The sequence below is a fragment of the Nocardia sp. NPDC059240 genome (assembly GCF_042753865.1).
Lineage (GTDB): Bacteria > Actinomycetota > Actinomycetes > Mycobacteriales > Mycobacteriaceae > Nocardia.
The window spans coordinates 162682-181945 of the sequence record NZ_JBHZAC010000002.1 but is presented as its reverse complement, the minus strand read 5'-3'; the positions used below and the strand labels follow the sequence as shown (position 1 = coordinate 181945).

12 protein-coding genes are annotated in these 19264 nt (G+C 66.1%); 6 read left to right on the top strand and 6 right to left on the bottom strand.

The window, feature by feature from the left end; genetic code table 11:
• Nucleotides 1–2: 2 nt before the first annotated feature.
• Genes ACFXHA_RS06745 through eccA form a run of 4 tightly spaced genes read right to left on the bottom strand, consistent with a single transcriptional unit; the run spans nucleotide 3 to nucleotide 6690 of the window.
• Entirely contained in the window at nucleotides 3–1271 is a 1269-nt protein-coding gene (locus ACFXHA_RS06745; RefSeq protein WP_379353756.1) for a hypothetical protein, read from the bottom strand.
• Between the two features lie 53 nt (nucleotides 1272–1324).
• Nucleotides 1325–2572, bottom strand: a complete 1248-nt coding sequence (locus tag ACFXHA_RS06740; RefSeq protein ID WP_379353754.1) for a hypothetical protein — start codon at nucleotides 2570–2572, stop codon at nucleotides 1325–1327.
• Between the two features lie 24 nt (nucleotides 2573–2596).
• Entirely contained in the window at nucleotides 2597–4840 is a 2244-nt protein-coding gene (gene eccE, locus ACFXHA_RS06735) for a type VII secretion protein EccE (protein WP_379353752.1), read from the bottom strand.
• Nucleotides 4841–4854: 14 nt separating this feature from the next.
• The gene (eccA, locus tag ACFXHA_RS06730) at nucleotides 4855–6690 is read right to left on the bottom strand and encodes a type VII secretion AAA-ATPase EccA (protein ID WP_379353750.1); all 1836 of its coding nucleotides are present in this window, start codon (nucleotides 6688–6690) and stop codon (nucleotides 4855–4857) included.
• A 209-nt stretch (nucleotides 6691–6899) separates the two neighbouring features.
• On the opposite strand from eccA, the gene eccD reads away from it, so the two are divergent.
• From eccD to ACFXHA_RS06705, 5 genes are all read left to right on the top strand, one after another.
• Nucleotides 6900–8321 (top strand): type VII secretion integral membrane protein EccD, encoded by a 1422-nt coding sequence (gene eccD, locus ACFXHA_RS06725; RefSeq protein WP_379353748.1) that lies wholly within the window; start codon nucleotides 6900–6902, stop codon nucleotides 8319–8321.
• A gap of 95 nt (nucleotides 8322–8416) precedes the next feature.
• The gene (gene mycP, locus ACFXHA_RS06720) at nucleotides 8417–9805 is read left to right on the top strand and encodes a type VII secretion-associated serine protease mycosin (RefSeq protein ID WP_379353746.1); all 1389 of its coding nucleotides are present in this window, start codon (nucleotides 8417–8419) and stop codon (nucleotides 9803–9805) included.
• Between the two features lie 17 nt (nucleotides 9806–9822).
• Nucleotides 9823–13842 carry a type VII secretion protein EccCa gene (gene eccCa / locus ACFXHA_RS06715; protein WP_379353744.1) on the top strand — a complete coding sequence of 1340 codons (4020 nt, stop codon included), beginning with the start codon at nucleotides 9823–9825 and terminating at the stop codon, nucleotides 13840–13842.
• Between the two features lie 27 nt (nucleotides 13843–13869).
• Nucleotides 13870–15612 carry a serine/threonine-protein kinase gene (locus ACFXHA_RS06710; RefSeq protein WP_379353742.1) on the top strand — a complete coding sequence of 581 codons (1743 nt, stop codon included), beginning with the start codon at nucleotides 13870–13872 and terminating at the stop codon, nucleotides 15610–15612.
• 45 nt (nucleotides 15613–15657) lie between these two features.
• The gene (locus ACFXHA_RS06705; RefSeq protein WP_379353740.1) at nucleotides 15658–16995 is read left to right on the top strand and encodes a serine/threonine-protein kinase; all 1338 of its coding nucleotides are present in this window, start codon (nucleotides 15658–15660) and stop codon (nucleotides 16993–16995) included.
• 10 nt (nucleotides 16996–17005) lie between these two features.
• Here ACFXHA_RS06705 and ACFXHA_RS06700 read toward each other — a convergent pair whose 3' ends face one another.
• Nucleotides 17006–17695 carry a GNAT family N-acetyltransferase gene (locus ACFXHA_RS06700; protein WP_379353738.1) on the bottom strand — a complete coding sequence of 230 codons (690 nt, stop codon included), beginning with the start codon at nucleotides 17693–17695 and terminating at the stop codon, nucleotides 17006–17008.
• On the bottom strand, nucleotides 17692–18531 hold the full coding sequence (locus tag ACFXHA_RS06695; protein WP_379353736.1) for a GntR family transcriptional regulator: 840 nt from the start codon (nucleotides 18529–18531) through the stop codon (nucleotides 17692–17694). The genes ACFXHA_RS06700 and ACFXHA_RS06695 overlap by 4 nt, the downstream gene beginning before the upstream one ends.
• Nucleotides 18532–18862: 331 nt before the next feature.
• On the opposite strand from ACFXHA_RS06695, the gene ACFXHA_RS06690 reads away from it, so the two are divergent.
• Complete coding sequence (locus ACFXHA_RS06690) at nucleotides 18863–19216, top strand: DUF4254 domain-containing protein (RefSeq protein WP_379353734.1); 354 nt, start codon at nucleotides 18863–18865, stop codon at nucleotides 19214–19216.
• Nucleotides 19217–19264 lie beyond the last annotated feature (48 nt).

Here is a 19264-nt window from a genome sequence, read left to right as displayed (position 1 = left end):
TCTCACAGGTACTGACTGTTCGCGAGCAGTGCGTACTGGGCTGCCGCCTTCTGCTGGGCGTCGATGATCTGGTTGCTTGCGACACGGGCGACGTAGCGGTCGTAGTGCACGGTGCAGGTGTACTTGTTCATCGCGTCCCAGGCGTCGTCGGACTCGGCATCGCCGGTCAGGCTCCATCCGGTCTTGGGGTTCGGGTTCTCGACGCAGGTCGCGTCGGGGATACCCTGCGGTGCATCGACGGACGTGCCGGATTTCGCGTTGATCGCGGTCCAGAAAGCGGTGGCGGCCTTCGCATCACGGGTGCGGAAGAGTAGGCCGCCGGCTCTGGCGGTCGAGATCCGGTCGACACCATTGTCGTCCAGGAGGCGCTTCGTGGTTGCCTGATCTTCCACGGCGTGAAGGTAGCCCCGTGGAGTGTGGGTGATTTCGAAGAGGTGCTGGGGGCTCAGGTAGTCCTTGGGGTGCAGGGTTCGGCGCATCATGAGGTCTGGGTCGTACTTCAGGCGGAAGATCTCCCGCGGCGACAGGGCGGGAGCCTGATCGAGCAGGGGCAGTTGGGCCGCGAAGACCTGGTCGGTGAGCTTCCGCATGCTGTCCAGGTCCGCGGTGGGCTGCGCGACATAGACGTTCACGACGTAACCACCGTGGGCCAGGGTGGCTGCCATGGACGGAATACCCGGCCGCCAATGTGCTTTCGCGTCCGGCTGGTGATCGAGGGTGACGTGTGCGTTCTGGTCCGCCGCGACCGCGAAGTCCGCGGCCTCTATCTGCTCGGCGGCCGTCTTCGCCTTCTGCGGATCGGGGAACTGCAGCACGGTCACGTTGAAGGAGGTCGCCTGCGGGCCGTCCTTGGCGCCCCCGAAGGGGTTGAAGGTATCGGGGGCCTGCTGGACGGCGGACACTGCCAGCGACTGGGTACTCGCGGCCGCGGAGAAGCCGAACATCATCCCGTTCGCAGCCAGTGCGGGCAGAATCGCGTTCGGAAGTACATTGGCGTACTGCGTATTTCGCGTCGAACTCAGATACCGCACCAGCGCGTTGTGCCCGAACATCGGGTCGACGTCGGATCCGATGACGATATTGTCGGCCAGCCGTCCACGCGCGAGCGCTGAGCCATCGGTGGAGCCGTAGAAGTCCTGGACCCGGAGATCCAGCGGATCGGTCGGGTAATTGCCGACGGCGAGCTTTCGGACGTCGAGCTCACTCGCCGCCGGGTTTCCCGAAACCTGGCCGCACCCCGTGAGGGCGGCCGCGGCCAGCACGCCGGCCATTGCGGCGAATATCGTTCTGCCACAGGGGCGGAGAAGAATTCTCACGATGCCCCCTACTTGTCATTCGCGAGGATGGCGTACTGCGCGGAGATCCGCTGATACACGTCCTGCTGTTGCTGTGACCACACCGACGCCACGTATCGCCCGAACGTCACATGGCAAGTGAACGGGAACTGGTGAGTGTCGGGACCGTGGTACTTGACGCAACGGGCGTTCGGGATTCCCGGCGGCGCGTCGATCGGGCGGTGATACCGATCGGCGAACGCGGCATCGAAGTAGCTCTGTGCGGAGTCGGCATCGCGGGTACGAATCAATTGCCCTGCACCGTAACTCACGTTGTCCACGCCGGTCTTGTCGAACAGTGCGCGCTTGACCGGATCGTCCTCGTCGTACAGCGCGCCGTGCGCATCGAGCGTCCCGGTGAATGCGTTCGCGGTCTGGTCTCCCTCCGGCCGTGGCAGCGTCAGCCGGAGCATGCCGTCGGGGTCGAGGGGAAGGCCGGCGAGTTTGTCCGGTGGTGTGGGCTGGAAGGATTTCAATCGGCCCGCTGTGACATCGATAGCCTTGTCCGCCAATGCGAACGGCGCGGGATCAGGAGCAGCGTTCCAATAGTTCTGCAGGTAGGAGCTCTCGGGCTGCAGGATGAGCGTGAAGATGATGTACCGGCCCGTGGGATACCAGGAAGCGAAGGTCTGCTCGTGCGCGGACCACACGATCTGGGCAGCCGGATGTTGATTCGATTGCAGTGGGACGCTGTCCGGTTGAATACCGGCAGATTTCGCCGAGCTGAGATTCAGTCCGCTACGCGCGAGCGCGGCGGCCGCATTGGTCGCGGCGAGGTCACTGTCGAAGATCATGACCGAGTTGTTCAGCGAGTAGTGGCCGGATTCGCGCGACGACGCCGCCGCCGCGGCGAAGCCGGAAATGAATCCCGTGGTGTCGGAGTCGAAATGATCGACATTGAGGTAGCCGGCGAACGAGTTCGCCTTCAGGAAGACGTGGGTGCCGCCGACGTACTCGGTCAGCGCCGGGTCGATCTCGAACGCCAATGGCATCGCATCGGCAAGTCTCAGCGCCTCGATGACGCGGCCGCGCGTCGCCGGATCCGTGCTGGTCGGATCCTGCGGTTTCGTCGGATAGCTACCGACGTCCAACTTGCTCAGATCTAGCGGCTTTGCCTCGGCAGCACGGGATTCCGACCCGCAACCGGAGCTTGCCAGGGCACAGAACGCCAGTGTTGCCGCGGCGGTCGCGCGCAGCAGGACGCCGGCCGACCGTAGTCGGCCTGTGTAGTTACCCATGTCGTGCAGGTCCCCCCTAGTCGGTCAGCGTCGGGCCAGGGCCCCGCTCAGGTAGTGCTGTTCCGCCGGCGTGGTGACCATTTGGGCGGTGGTCGTAGTAGCCGGGGTGCGGACGGTGATCGTGTGGGGGGCATCCGGGTGCTGCACGATGGTGACGTCGGCATCGGGTTCGTAGTCGGCGGGCTGGGATTCGTGGATCGTGACCACGGTGGCCGAGCCGGGAGGTGCGCTGGCGGGAACGCCGTCGAAGACGATGACGGTGGCGGCCGGGGTGGGGAGGCGGCCGGTGACGGCTGTCCCTCGGGCAGAGTGGGTCACCGAGGAAGCCAAGGCCAGGGCGTGCGGGGCGGCCACGTTGGCGACCATGCCCTGCCAGGCCCAGGGGCGGGCGGTGTGGACGACAGCGCCCGCGCCGAGAGCGATGGCGCGAAGGATGACCTGTTGTGCCAGCGGGAGACTGGCGATGATGTCGATGCGGCGGGAGCCGTCACCGATGAGAGGGACAGCGATGCCGCTGCCGGTGGCGTCGGCGCCGATGAGCTGGCCGCAACCGGCGGTCGGCATGGTGATGTTGGTGAGGACGTCGACCGGGCCGCGGTAGCCGCTGGGGCGAATTTCCTGGGCGCCGTAGAAGAGTAGGTCCATGAGGGCCCAAAGTTGGCGGCGGGGAAGTTCTTTCAGGCCTGCGACTGGGGGCTCACCATGCTCGTAAGGAGTGTCGTAGCGGACGCGGGCGTCCACCTCGATGAAGGCGGCGGGCTGACCGGGGCGCGCGTTGGGTTCGGCGACCGGCTGTAGTCGCACCGCCACGGTGGTGGCGAGACTGCGGACTGCCCAGATCTTCGCCAGGCCATCGGAATTGAAGAGCTGGGGATCGATCTGGTAGCTCGTCAGGTGCGTCCCGTTGTACTCCAGGTTGTCCGGGTTCTCGGTCAACTCGCTGAGCGGAATGCCGCGGGCGATCTCGCGCAGCGCGGAGGTCATTTCGGGAGTTGTCAGGACCGAGGCGGTGATCCCGTGTCCGGCAAGACGATTGGCGACACGACGGGTGGCGACCAGGGCGGAACGGAGGGCTCCCTCCGGACCGCCGCCGCGATTGTCGACCGCCTTGGCATTGTCGAGCGGGTTCAGGCGCAGGACCAGCCACATGGTGCGGTGGGCAATGGCGGGCAGCGGGCCGAGGATCTCGTCATAGAGGCGGCCCAACGGCGCGATGCTGGCCGCGTAGCCGGAGATCACGGCTTCCGTGCTGGCCGTACGGGTGCCGTTGCTGATCACGTCCACCGAATGCAGCTCGACATCGTATTGTCGCAGGCAGGCGGCGATTTCGTCGAGCGGCAGCAGCTGGTCGGTGCTCAGCGAGCCACGGCGCAGCAGGGTCAGGGTGTCCGGTGGCGAGTCGATGCGCAGCATGGTGGTGATCAGCGTGCCGTCCCAGCGGAGGCCGCAGCTGCCACCGTCCGGCATGGGGACGTCGACGACGCCGCTCTCGTCGAACGACTGGCGGCGCGCCTGCTGCCAGCGGTAGGCCAGCCAACGGCCCAGACGCAGGCCGAGCGGCACACCACCGATCGGAACGAGGCCCAGCAGGACGGGCACCACACCGGCGGCCAGGGCAGCCCACCACGGTGCGTGGGCCGCGACCACGATCAGAGAAATCGCGACACCGATCAAGGCCAGCGGAATCACCAGGTGCAGCGGCAGATTCCGCAGCAGCCACAGGTCATCGGAACGTAGCTCGGCCGCAGCGGCATTCGTCGCGGCCCGGTCGGCGGAAGTCTGTGCGTGCCGACCCCGGGACGGTGTCGGTTCCGGCGCGGATGGTGCAGGTCGACGCGGTTCGGGAGACGGCTGCGGCGGTGCCGGTCGCGGCGGAGCGGCGACACTCGAACCGCCCTGCGCGAATCCGTCGAACGTACCGTCGCCGACCTCGCCACGCCGACTGTGCGACTGCCCCTGCGCGGGCGGGTAATTGCCGGGAGGGCCCGGACGGAAGCCATCCGATTCACCCGGCCCGTAATTGCCTCGCTCCGCCGGTGGACGGCTGCCCGGCCCGAAACCTTGCTCGCCCCGGCCGAACTCGCGCGGGTCGCGCTGCCCATGGCCGTCCGGCGCATTCGGTGGCCGGCCACCAGGCCCGAAACCGCCGGGTCCGCCCTGCGGCGGACCACTCGGCGGGCGGTTGAATCGCCCGTCGCCGGGGAAGCCCCCGTTCCCACCGTTTCCGCCCGGCTGATAGCCGCCCGCTCCCCGCGGAAAGTCGTTCACAGTTCAGATGCCCCTCAGTCGGCGGCAGACGCCAGGTTTAGGCCGCTGAGCAGGGTGCCCAGCGCGGCCCGCATATCGGGACCTTCGATCCGCATGAGCACCGCGTCGTCGATGGCGCTCAGATCGATGGATTCGTCGTTGGCCAGCCGGAACTCGCGTTCCTCTTCGGCGGCCTCGATCACGTTGCGGATGAAACGGCCGTTGCCGGCCAGGTCGACACCGCGGCGGGGCTGCCCGCTCTGGTCGGTGCTCTCCATGTCGTAGAGCTTCTGGCAGGTTTCGACCAGCGCGGCCAGGGCGTCTTCGGAAAGTTCCGAATCACGCTTGGTGGCAACGACATCGCCGATCGCGCCGAGCTCTTCCGCTGTGTAGGAAGGGAATTGCAGGCGCTTGGCGAAACGCGAGGCCAGACCGTCATTGGCGGCCAGGAAGCGGTCGATCTCGCCGTCGTAGCCGGCGATGATCACCACCAGGCGATCGCGGTCGTTCTCCATGCGGGCCAGCAAGGTGTCCACGGCCTCACGGCCGAAGGCGTCTCCACCCGAAAGGCCCTGCTGGATCAGCGTGTACGCCTCGTCGACGAAGAGCACGCCGTCCATGGCGGTATCGATCAGCGCGTCGGTCTTGATGGCGGTGGAGCCCAGGTGCTGACCGACGAAGTCGGAACGCTTGGTCTCGACCACCTTGTCGGTCTTGAGAATGCCGAGGCCGCAATAGATTTTGGCGACCACGCGCGCGATGGTGGTCTTACCGGTTCCGGGCGGGCCCGTGAAGGCGAGGTGCTGACCGCGCGCCGAGCTCGAAAGTCCCTTCTCCGCACGGATCTTCGCCAGCTGCGCACTCGACTGCAACTTGGCGACCTGCGTCTTCACCGCGGTCAGACCGATCTGCTTGTCCAGCTCGGCACGGGCCTGGGCCAGGATCTCCTTGGCGCGATCCTCGTGCTCGGCGGCCTGCTTCTCCTCCAGCGAGGGGGCCGAGGCCGGATCCCACTTGTCGGTGCGGGCCTCGATCACCTCCTTGGTGGTCAGCGTGATCCGGTAGGTGCGATCACGCATCGCGGAGGTGTTGGCGTCGAAATCCGGTGCCTGCGAATACACCTTCTCGAACAGTGCCTGCGCCTCATCGGCGGCACCGCTCTCACGCAGGCACAGGCCGCGGCAGAACATGGCGGCGGTGCGGGCGGCCGGAATCGGTCCCGCCTCCGCGGCTTCCATCCGGCGAATCGCCTCACCGAACAAACCCAGCTGCGCGCAGGCTGTGCCGACCATCACATGGGCACCGGCGGCCAGATACGGGTCTTCCCAGCCGTCGGAGCCGTTCAAGACGGCCATCACATCCGGCCAGCGCTGAGTGTTGTAGTGCAGGATGCCGCGCACGTACTTGGCGATCCGGGTGTCGATTTCGAAGTCGGATTCCGAAGCCCGCGCGCGGCGGTGCTTTTCGAGCTCGTCGAGTACCTCGACGGCCTCGTCATAGGATTTCTCCGCGATCAGATGCGCCGCCCACGCCAGGTGGATCTCGGTGAAACTCGCCAGCGGATAGTCGATGTAGAGGCCCGGCAGAAAACGTCCAGCAAGCACCCGTGCGCCCAGCCCCAACCGGCGCTGTTCCCGTCCCAACGAGACGGTGCTGCACTTGTACAGGTTGCTCAGAACATCCTTGGTGACCTCACCGGCGGCCGCGCGGCCCAGCCAGGCGTCGGCCATGGTCGGGTCCCATTCCGTGGCCCGTTGGAAGGCGAGTTTCGCGTAGTCGAGGTCGCGGGTCGACTCCTGGCCCTCGATGCTCAACCCCAGGGACAGCACTCCGGCGTCGAAGGCGCGTTGGGCCTGGCGAGTGTCGATCATCCTAGTCGAACCCCGAATTCGTCGAACCTGATAGGTCTTTCGTTCACAATCCCCACCCACACGGTGCGATCGCACAGCTGCGGACAGTCGGATACATTATGGTTAACCGCCCTGGGCGGGCAACTGTTGAGAGCTACAGGGGAGCAGTTCAGCTAGTGACAGCACAGTCGATCGGGGGCTCGCGGGCCACCGAACCCGAGTTGTGCCGAGTGTCCGTCATCGGGGGGAATACCCAGCTCGACGTCGGTCTGCCGGCCAACGTGCCGATCGCCGCGTTCATCGGTGATCTGGTGCGGCTCATCGAATCCCGCAATCCGGAACCGATCGGCGGCGAGGACGGGGGCACACCCCTCCAGTCGCAGCATTGGACACTGGCCAAATTGGGACGCGACATGATCGCGCCGAGTCAGACGCTCAATGACGCCGAGATCTATGACGGCGAATTGCTCGTACTGCGCTCGGTTTCCGCCAAGGAAGCGCCGGCGCTGTTCGACGATGTGATCGACGCGGTTTCGCGGCTCACCGCCGAAGAATTCCGAGGTTGGTCGGCTACCGCCGCACGGTGGACCGGACTCGTCGCGGGTGTCGCGGCAGTGGTGTTCGCCGTACTGCTGAGCCTGCTTTCGCGTGCCGACGGAGACAACTTCGTGGCGCCGCTGCTCCTGCTCGGCGGGGCCATTGCGTCGCTCGTGGCGGCTGCCATCGCCATGCGCAAATATGCAGACGAGCTGACCGCAACCGTGCTCACGCTGTGCATGTTGCTGCTGACCTGCAGTGGCGCGGCACTATTGGTGCCCGGATCACTGGGCAGTCCGCACATGATGCTCGGTGCGGCAGCGACGCTGCTGATCGCGATCGTCGGCTATCGGATCATCGGGGCCGGTGCCGCGGTGATCGCCGCGATCGTCACCGTTGTGCTGCTGTCGGGAATCGGTGCCGCCGTCCGCATGGTCTGGGACACGGGACTCCCGAAAGTCGCTGCCGGCGTGATGGTCGCTTCGATCCTGCTGCTGTCGATGGTGCCGCGACTGGCCGCCATGCTGGCTCGACTACCCGTGCCGCCGGTGCCCACCGCCGGCGCGGCGATCGACCCGGCCGACCACGAACCCCGGCCCACCATCGAGGGCATCGGCGCCATCGGCGCGACCGTGCTGCCCTCGGCACACGGCCTCGGCCAGCGGGCCCGCACGGCCAACCAGTTCCAGACCGGCATCGTGTTCGGCAGCGCCATCGGTGCCGTCACCGGTGCACTCGGCGCGGCCGACCCGCTGCACTCCGATCGCTGGCAGGGCATCGCGCTCGCCGTGGTCATCGCCATCATCCTGTGCCTGCGCGGACGTTCGTTCGCCGATCTCACACAGGCCGCGATCCTGATCGCCAGCGGCTGTGTGACTTTCATCGCTCTCGCGGTATTGCTCGCGATGCCCGCGGACGGCATCCCGCTGGTTTCGGTCGGTCTGCTCCTTGCATTCACGGTGGGAGCCATCGGATTCGGTGTCATCGGCCCGCACGTCGAGGTGACGCCGGTGACGCGGCGCTTCAACGAGATCTTCGAATACGGCCTCATCGTGTCGATCGTCCCGCTGGTGCTGTGGATCATGGACGTCTACTCGACGGCTCGGAACATATGAGTCGGCGTCCCGGAAACTGGGCGCGAACACTGTGTGCGGTAGCGGTTCTCGGCGGTGCGCTGCTGGGACCGCAGGCATCGGCGGGGGCCCGGCCGATGGCAACCGTCGATCCCCCGAAACCGGGGACGAGCCTGTCCGACGACACCAAGAAACTCGTCGACAAGCCCGCACCCAAGGCGGTCACCGAACTGCGTCAGGAATGCGGGAGCCTGGGGTTCCTGAAGGGGGCCGCCCCGAAAGACGAGTCGGTGCCGCAGAAGATGCTCAATCTGCCGGCCGCCTGGCGCGCCAACCCGGACCTCGAACACAACAAGGGCGCGGGAATCAAGATCGCGGTCATCGATACCGGTGTGAACCGTAATCCGCGACTCGACGTTCAGCCCGGCGGCGACTACGTCTCCAACGCGGACGGCACCGACGACTGCGATGGGCACGGGACTTTCGTCGCGGGCCTGATCGCCGCGAAGCCCAGCCCCGACGACTCGCTCGTCGGGGTCGCGCCGGACGCCCAGATCATTGCCATCCGTCAGGTCAGTGACCATTTTCAGGCCAAGGACCAGAACGGCGACAAGCCGCCGGGCAGCATGAGCAAGGAAGGCTACGGCCCGCCCGAGACCCTGGCCGCCGCCGTCGTGCACGCCGTCAACATGGATGCCGACATCATCAACATCTCCGAAACCTCGTGCACGGCAGCCAATTCCCCGACCGGTGACGATGATCTCGGCGTGGCGGTGCGGTACGCGTTCGAGAAGGGCCGCGTCGTTGTCGTAGCCGCGGGCAATACGGGCACGAACTCCAACTGCTCTACACCGAACGGCGAATACTCGGACAGCAAGACCAGTTGGGACAATGTGCACACCGTCGCCAGCCCGGCCTGGTTCAGTCCCTATGTGCTGACGGTGGGTTCGGTCAACCGTTTCGGCGATGCATCCAGTTTCACGCTCTACGGTCCCTGGGTCGACGTCGCGGCGATCGGCGAGGGCGCGGTTTCCCTCGACAGCAAGAGCACCACCGGCGGGGTGATCGACTCGATGCTCGGTGACAAGGGACAGCCCGTCCCGATTCCCGGAACCAGTTTCTCCACGCCCTTGGTGTCGGGGCTGGCGGCGCTGTTGAAGGCCAAACATACGGATTGGTCGCCGCGGGAGATCATGAACCAGATCATCCTCACCGCGCATCAACCCGGCACCGGGCGTAACGACCGCATCGGTGCGGGCGCGATCGATCCGGTCGCGGCGCTGTCCCAGGACTTTCCGCTCGACGTGCTCAACGCGGAAAACCCGGTGCTGCCGGTCCATGCCGGATCGGATCAGCCGCACGCCCTGCCCACACCACTGAAGCCGGACGGCCCACCGCGACTCCCGCGGCTCGTCGCCACCGTCGGCTCCCTCGTCTGTCTGGCCGCGCTGGGAATCGGTCTCGCCGTATCGATTCCGTTCCGGCGTCGTCGCCACGACGACGAGCTGCCCGACCTCGATTCCTGACAATCGGAGAAATACCCATGGCTACCGAAGGTTTCGTGCGCCGGCCCCGCATCGCCCCGCCGCGTGCACCGGGCGGTGAAATGGCATTGACCGCGCCGCCGGAGATTCCACGCGCGGTGTCCGCACCGCTCATGCAGAAGCTCATGCCCGTCGTGATGATCGTCGCCATGATCGGCATGATGGCGATGATGGCCATGATGGGCCGGTCCATGCTGACCAACCCGTACATGATGATGATGCCGCTCATGATGCTCATGGGTATGGGCGGCATGCTGATGGGACAGCGTGGCAGCGGTAAGAGTGCCGCCGAGCTGAACGAGGAGCGCAAGGACTACTTCCGCTACCTCGACCAGACCCGCCGCGAGGTGCGGCGCACCGGGCAGAAGCAGCTCGAGACTCTGGTCTGGAGTCATCCGGAACCGTCGGACCTGCCGTCGATCGTGTCGAGTCGGCGCATGTGGGAGCGTCGGCCCAACGACCCGGACTTCGGGCATGTGCGCGTGGGCATCGGCACGCATCGGCTCGCGGCCAAACTGGCCCGGCCGGAAACCGGTCCGCTGGAGGACTTGGAGCCGGTCTCCACGGTGGCGTTGCGTCGTTTCGTGCGAACACATTCCGTGGTGCACCATCTGCCGACCGCGGTATCGCTGCGGGCCTTCCCGGCCATCAATATCGAAGGGCCCTCCGAAGACACGCATGCGCTGGTCTGGTCGATGCTCATGGAGCTCACCGCCTTTCACGGACCCGACCACGTCGGCGTCGCCATCGTCACCGCCGAACCGGACTGTGAAGCCTGGTCATGGGCGAAATGGCTGCCGCACGTGCAGCATTCGAGCCAGCGTGACGGGATGGGCGCCTCCCGCATGATCTACGGCTCGCTCGGTGAGCTGGAGACCGCGCTGGCCGACGATCTGCTCGAACGCGGACGGTTCATGCGCAACCCGCAACCGACCCAGGGGCGGCTGCACCTGGTCGTCATCATCGACGACGGATATGTCAGCGGCAGTGAGCGTTTGATCAGCGAGTCCGGTCTGGACGCCGTGACCGTCATCGACCTGAGCGCCGCCGAGAACAGCCTGGCCGCGCGGCGAGGGCTGCAACTGGTGGCCGCCGACGGCGAGGTGTTCGCCAAGAGCGCGGCGGGCAGTGAGAAGTTCGCCAATGCCGACCGCGTGACGCTCGCCGAGGCGGAGTCGTTCTCGCGCAGTCTGGCTCGATTCCGCGTCGCCACCGCCGCGCAGATCGTCAGCCTCGGTGACAACACCTCGGTCAGCGATCCGGGTCTGATGAACCTGCTCAAGATTCCGGATGCGGCGCAGATCGACGCGTCCAAGGTGTGGCGTCCGCGCGCGGGACGTGAGCGACTACGGGTGCCGATCGGCATTACGCCGGACGGGACGCCCGTCGAGATCGACATCAAGGAATCCGCCGAGAGCGGTATGGGCCCGCACGGCCTGTGCATCGGCGCGACCGGTTCCGGTAAGTCGGAATTCCTTCGGACACTTATCCTTTCGATGGTCACCACGCACTCGCCGGATCAGCTCAACCTGATCCTCGTCGACTTCAAGGGTGGCGCGACGTTCCTCGGTATGGATCCGCTGCCGCACGTGGCAGCCGTCATCACCAACCTCGAGGAAGAACTCTCGCTCGTCGACCGTATGCGTGACGCGCTGGCCGGTGAGATGAACCGGCGGCAGGAACTGCTGCGCTCCGCGGGCAACTTCGCCAACGTCAACGAGTACGAGAAGGCACGCGCGGCCGGCGTCCCGCTCGACCCGCTGCCCGCGCTGTTCGTCGTCATCGACGAGTTCTCCGAATTGCTTTCGCAGAAGCCCGATTTCGCGGACCTCTTCGTCATGATCGGCCGACTGGGTCGATCCCTGCACGTCCACCTGCTGCTCGCGTCCCAGCGGTTGGAAGAGAACAAGATGCGCGGCCTGGACTCGCACCTGTCCTACCGCATCGGTCTGCGCACGTTCTCCGCCAACGAATCCCGCGCGGTGCTGGGTATCACCGACGCCTACCACCTGCCCGGCGTCCCCGGCTCGGGTTACCTCAAGAGCGACGCCTCGGATCCGCTGCGGTTCAACGCCACCTATGTGTCGGGGCCGTACGTCGCGCCACGCGCCACCCGGCAGATCGACGGTCGCGCGATCGTCGAGGCACCGCCGCGCGAATTCACCGCCTCGGCAGTCGAAATGCTCGAACTACCCGAGCCGGAGAATCCGCTCGACCCATTCGACCTGCTGCCCCCACCGCCGCCCGCCGCCGAGGAGGGCTTGCCCGACAGCCTGCTGCAGACCGTTGTGAAGCGCCTGACCGGTCACGGTCGTCCGGCCCACGAGGTCTGGCTGCCGCCGCTCGAAGAGTCGCCGACCGTCGACATGCTGCTGCCGGACCCGGACTGGCGTTCGTCGGTCAACCGGCACGGGCAGCTGTGGATGCCCATCGGCATCATCGACAAGCCCTACGAGCAGCGCCGCGACGTGCTCACCATCAATCTCTCCGGTGCACAAGGCAATGTGGCGGTCGTCGGTGGTCCGCAGTCCGGAAAATCGACCGCGCTGCGCACCATCATCATGGCCGCGGCGGCCACACACACGCCCGAGCAGATCCAGTTCTACTGCCTCGACTTCGGTGGTGGATCCATGGCCGGCCTGGTCGGGCTGCCGCACGTCGGTTCCGTGGCGGGCAAGCTCGATTCCGACCGCGTGCGTCGGACCCTCGCAGAACTTACGACGCTGCTACGCGAGCGGGAAGAACGCTTTGCCGCGCAGGGCATCGAGTCGATGGCGGAGTTCCGCCGTCGCAAGCACGCCGCGTTGGCCTCGGATCGAACCGACGATCCGGTACTGGCCGACCGATTCGGCGACGTCTTCCTCGTTATCGACAACTGGCTGGTCGTTCGCGAAGAGTTCGACAGTCTGGAGCCGATGGTCGGACAGCTTGCCGCCCAGGGACTTTCCTACGGCATCCATGTCATCCTCGGTGCGAACCGGTGGGGAGAGGTGCGAGCCTCCATCAAGGACATGATCGGTACTCGAGTCGAGCTGCGCCTGGGTGACCCCTCGGACTCCGAGATGGGCCGCCGCGTCGCCGTCAACGTGCCGCTCAATCGGCCGGGTCGCGGTCTCACCTCGGATCAGCTGCACATGCTCATCGCCATGCCGCGCCTGGACTCCGACACCAACCCCCAGAATCTGGCCGAGGGCGTTGCCGCCGCGCGTAACGAGATGCAGGCGTTGTGGGGCGATCGCAGGGCACCGCAGGTTCGTACCCTGCCGCCCAGCGTGTCCCGCCAGCAGGTGCTGGAGCTCGCTCGCCGCCACGGCATTCAGCAGAGCGCTACCAAGGTGGTCGTGGGCATCGGCGAGTCCGAGCTGCAGCCGATCGCCCTGGACTTCGGCACCGACCCGCACTTCATGGTCTTTTCCGAAGTCGAATCCGGTAAGACCACGGTGCTGCGCAACCTCCTGCGCGGCTTGGCCGAGAGCTCCAATTCCGAGCAGGCCCGCGTCATCCTGATCGACTACCGCCGAACCTTGCTGGGCGTGCTCGAGGGTGAACAGCTAGCCGGGTATTCGACCTCATCGCAGACGTGCGGCCCCATGATCAAGGAGGTCGTCAACTTCCTCGCGAAGCGTGTCCCGGGCTCTGACATCACCCCGCAGCAGATCCGTGATCGTGACTGGTGGACCGGCCCGGAGATCTACATCGTCATCGACGACTACGACATGGTCGTCGCGGGTGGTAGCCCCTTGAGCCCCTTGGTCGAACTCCTACCGCAGGCCCGCGACATCGGCCTGCACGTCGTCATCTCCCGCAACATGGGCGGTATTTCCCGAGCCCTCTTCGATTCGGTTCTGGGCTCGATGAAGAACCTCTCGGTCCCCGCCCTGCTCATGAGCGGTCCCCGAGACGAAGGCAAGGTCATCGGCGACGTCCGCCCCATGAAGCTGCCCCCCGGCCGAGGCCAATACTGGTCCCGCGGCGCCGGCGTCGAAATGATCCAAATCGCCGACCTACCCCCCATGTAAACCTCTGCGACACACCAAGGAAGCCGCATGAACATCGGCCCCGGCTCGATACTCGGCGGCTACCGCATCGAACGCGCGCTCGGCAGCGGCGGGATGGGCACGGTCTACCTGGCCGCCCACCCCGCCCTGCCTCGCCGCGACGCCATCAAGGTCCTGTGGCCTCATATGGCGGCCGATCCGGAGTTCCGTGCCCGTTTCGAACGCGAAGCGAATCTCGCTGCGACCCTCGATCATCCGAACATCGTCGCCGTCCACAACCGGGGCGAGGATGAGGGTTGTCTCTGGATCGCCCTCCAATATGTCGCAGGCACCGACGCGGCCACCGCTCAAGGCCATGACCCGGTGTCGATGACTCCGATGCGGGTCCTGCACATCATCACCGAGATCGGCAAGGCCCTCGACTACGCCCACCATCACGGCATGCTTCACCGCGACGTCAAACCCGCGAACTTCCTCCTGTCTCCCCAACCTCACGGCCCTGAACGAGTCCTCCTGGCCGACTTCGGAATAGCGAAGCCCACCGACGGCTCCACTGAGCTGACTCGCACCGGCGCCTTCATGGCCACCGTCGCCTTCGCGTCCCCCGAACAACTCTCGGCTGGCAAACTCGACCCCCGCAGCGACCAATACAGCCTCGCCTGCTCGTTCTACCGGCTGCTGGTGGGCCGAAACCCCTACCCCGGCACCGAAGCCCTGAACGTGATGCTTGCCCACCTGAACGAGCCCCCACCCCGCATCACCGCACTACGCCCCGAGTTGCCCGCCGCGCTCGACGGTGTGCTGGCCCGAGCTCTCGCCAAAGACCCATCCCAGCGGTTCGGCAGTTGCCTCGAATTCACGACCGCGGCAATGGAAGCCATCTCGAGCGCACCCGCGCGAACCGCGGAAACCGTGCGTGCCTCGGCTCCGGTTCGGCCAATGGACCCTGTGTCCGGAGCTCGTTCATTCTCCGATCTCCTCAGCAATGTCGGTGCTTCCGATCCAGGTACGAACCGTCGCCCTGGTGATCGCTCGTTCGCGGGTCTCCTCACCAATACCGACCCGGCCGCTCGGAATGCGCGACCCGGGGCGGCCCCGCCACCGCTGACTCCGTTCGACAAGCCACTTTTCAGCGGGCGGTCCTCACGTTCGATTCCTCAGGAGCCGAAGCCATTCGACCATGAGACCGAGTGGAGCCGATCCCACCGGGTGGCGGCATGGGGGCTCGGTCTGTTCGTCCTGCTTGTGGTCGTCATGGCCTTCGCGTTCCACTCCGGTTCGTCCTCCGACGAGTCGGCCGGGGCGGCCACCACGACCTCGACCTTCAACGCCTACAGCACCTCCAGTACGCAGCCGCGGGTTCCGCCGTCCGGACTTCAGGACCCCTGCGACTTCCTCAAAGAAGACTCGGCAACCGCCCCGTCGCGATTCGACCTGCGCAACACGGGAACCCCAGCATTCACCGCGGACCAGCGCCGATGCGATTGGTACCCGGTGGCTTCCGGCAACATGTCCGCCAACGTCACCGTCGCCGCGAAGCCCCTACCGGCAGACCCGGGCGTACAGCCGGTGCGGATCGCGAACGAACTCGACGCCCAGGAACTTCGCGCCCCCGCGGCCACCGGCCAGAGCTTCTCCACCTGCACGATCAGCTGGACTACCTCCTACGGCTACGCCCGCTTCGCGATGAACAACTACTTCGCGACCCTGACAATGGACGAGTTGTGCCAGCGCACAGCAGATCTCGCGACCGCCATCTACACGAGCTCCTCCCCGAAACTGGCCCGCTGACATGCAAATCGGCCGTAATCCACTGCGACACAACAAGGAAGCCGCATGAACATCGGCCCCGGCTCGATACTCGGCGGCTACCGCATCGAACGCGCGCTCGGGAGCGGCGGGATGGGTACCGTCTATTTGGCCCAGCACCCCGTTCTGCCCCGTCGCGATGCGCTCAAGGTCCTCTGGCCCCACCTCGCTACCGACCCGGAATTCCGTGCGCGCTTCGACCGCGAAGCGAATCTCGCGGCCACGTTGGATCATCCGAACATCGTTGCCGTTCACAACAAGGGTGAGGATCAGGGCTGCCTGTGGATCGCCCTGCAGTACGTGCCTGGCCTCGATGCCGCCAGCGCGCAGGAGCAGGACAGAGTCGCGATGACGGCTGATCGGGTCGTGCGGATCATCACCGAGATCGGTCATGGGCTCGATCATGCTCATCGGGCCGGGCTACTGCATCGGGACATCAAGCCCGCGAACTTCCTGCTCGCACCACAGCAACATGGTCCGGAGCGAGTTCTGTTGGCCGACTTCGGCATTGCCAAACCGGCCGACGGCGCGACCGAACTCACCCGCACCGGTACCTTCATGGCCACGGTCGCTTACGCCTCCCCGGAACAGCTCTCGGGTGAGCGCATCGATGCTCGCAGCGACATCTACAGCCTCGCTTGTTCCTTTTATCGTCTGCTCACCGGGCAGACGCCCTATCCGGGGACGCAGCCCCTGAACGTCATGATGGGGCATCTCAATGAGCCGCCACCTCGGATCACCGCGCTGCGCCCGGATCTGCCCGCCGCGCTGGACGGGGTCTTCGCCCGCGCGTTGGCCAAGGATCCGGGGCGGCGTTTCGGGAGTTGCCTGGAACTGACCGAAGCGGCGGCGGGCGCACTGGGTGGCTGGACGGCCAGACGTGCTCCCACCGTGCTCAATTCGACCCCCGCGATGCCTGCCCAACCCGCTTCAGGCTCGCCGTTCGCTCGGCTCAAGGCAGAGGCGGATGTCGACCGTGCACGCAGAGAAGGCGCACGCAGAGAAGCCGAACTGAGAGAACGCCGCGAAGCCGAACGCCGCGAAGCCGAGCGTGCCGCGAAAGTGAAATGGACGCCGCCGAGCCCGGCCGCACCTATGGCACCGGTCGACCGTCAGGGTGTGCAGTCTTTCGCGAGTCTCGCGGCTGAGCGCGCACATGGACGGGAACGCCCGGCGCAGGAGGAATGGTCGCTCGACGCGATGCGAGCACAAGCCCGACAGGAGATGGCGGCGGGTCGTCGGCCCAGGGCGGAGGATCTCGCCCCGGGGCGGTCGTGGGACGTCAGATCGGCCGTACTCGCGATTCGCCTGGGGATCATCGCGTTACTCGCTCTGTGCACTCTCCTGATCATGTTGTTCCACTAGCCGTTTCGGCTCAGGTCGTAGGTGCTGGGCCGGGTTCGGCGACTACGCCCGGGTGGGGGCGGAGGAAGGGGCTGTGGGGGAGGGGCCAGGTGGTGGGGGGTGTGAGGGGGAGGGTGAAGAGGGTGGGTTCGGTGGTTGCGGGGGTGAGGGGTGGGTAGGTGGAGGTGTGGGGGGCCGTCCAGTCGGCGGTGGGGCGTTCGAAGAGGGCTCGGGAGGGGCCGGTGGCTTCGGGGCCGGCTATGCGGGCTAAGTGGAAGCCGGAGCGGAGGTAGTAGGCGTGGAGGGCTTCGTTGGTGGTCCAGGCGTCCAGGCGGACCCAGGTGCGGTGTTTGCGGCGGGCCAGGCAGGCGGCGTGGGCCAGGAGGGATTCGCCGACTCGGAGGCCGGCGAAGCGGAGGTCGACGATCATGTAGTGGATGATCACGGCGTCGGCGAGTTCGCCGGGGGACCAGAGGTTTTCGTCGGCGCGGTCGTTGACGGTGATGGTGGCGGCGGGCTCGCCGTTGACCTCGGCTATCCAGGTTTCGCCGTTACGGACGGCCTGGGCCACGGACCGGACGAAGGTCTCGATGGGGAGGCCTCGTCCGGTCCGGGTCCACTGGTCGCTGCCGCGCGCGGCCAGCCAGTTCGTACGTTGCAGCCGGAACCGGGTGATGGTTCCCAGGTCCGAGAGACTGGCCGGGCGCAGGTGCGGTGTCATGGCGAGCCGGGTAGCAGAGAATTGCCGAAGGAATGGGAATTTCCGGGCGGATTGGGCGAGCCCAGAGTTTTACGAATAATGTCCGTTCCTTCGTTGTCGCCCAATTCGTATGCCAATCGGTTGCGGGCAGCTGTGGAACGATGCCGGGTCACTCGAGTTATTCGCTCGTGGTTGGCTCCGATGCGTAAATGATCGAGCAGGAGCGTGCCGGGACCGACGCCCAGCAGGGCGGCCTCGTCCGCGGTGGCGGGGCGTGCGACGACGGTGTCGCGGTGTGCGGTCTCGGCGAAACCGCGGTCGGCCAGCCGGCGCGTGGTGCCCTCCGGAATGTCGTGCGGTGCGTCGATTCCCGTGGCCTCGGCCAGATCTCGCGGATAGAAGCTGACCTCCCATGACCATGGCTCGTTGTCCAGGTACTGCATGATCGTGCGGGACACCACCCACTCGTCGCGCTCCACGCCCAGCCAGTGCGCCACCTGCTGACTGGCCGGTTCCATTCTGGCACTGAACTGTTTGGACGGCTGCCGCCCCGCGGCGCGCGCGATCTCCGAGAAGATGTCGTGCGCGGCCTTGGGGCGGTCCGGCCGAATATGGTTCGTGACAACCGATTCCAGAACCTCTTGACTTCGCACGATGGTGCCGCGCGAAGTTGCTGTGTAAACGAGGTTTTCGGCGACCAGGAGTTGAATCGCATTGCGGGCCGTCGTAATCGAGACCTGCATCTGCTCAGCCAACTCATTGTGACTCGGTAGTCGATCGCCCGGTTCCCACTTGCCGGCGCGGATCTCCTCGCGGAGGAGGTCTGCGATCCGTTGATATCTCGGACCGTCCGCCATCTCGCTCCTCGGTTGTTGCTTCAAGGCTGTGAAGTCTACTCCGGTGGTACTACTGCCGTGTAAGGCTTGACAGCAGCATTCTGAGGTTTATTGTAATGAACGTCCTGAATGCGGTGTTGTTATACGTCGAAGAACGCGAGGCAACGTGGCTGGTTCGGAGACATCAAACACGGTCGTCGTGGCATTGCCCGACGTGTCCTGTTCCTATGTGGACATGGAGGCGCAGCCACTGGCTTCCGGCCTATTGCCGACCTCCGACCTACTCCTGCGCGCTTGTCGCGGGCACCGGGTCATCGGCGGACCCTTACTGTGGTTCGCCCACGACCTCGCCGTGCTGCACGAGCGCCGAGTGGTCGGACGGGGCGGTATCGGGCCGGAGACGGATCCGACCTCGATCATCGAAAACAAGCGCCGCCGAATCGAATTGGTCATGGCCATTGACGACTGGATCGTGCGCTCGGTTCCCCAGCATCGACTGGGTGCGACCTTGCATACCGAAACGGTCGGATCGGTCATCGATCGACTTGCCGAGGCGTCGATCCGTGCCCATCACGCGTTGATGACCCTTGACGCGAATGATGAAATGCTGCACGGCGCTTGGCACCATTTGGCTGAATTGTCCGACGCTTATGACGATCTCGTGCGCGATGTGCTCGCGGGTCGGCGTCGACTGCCCGCCTGGTAAATAGCAAACCCACTGTGCGGTCCGGGCCCGAGGGTGGCCCGGACCGCC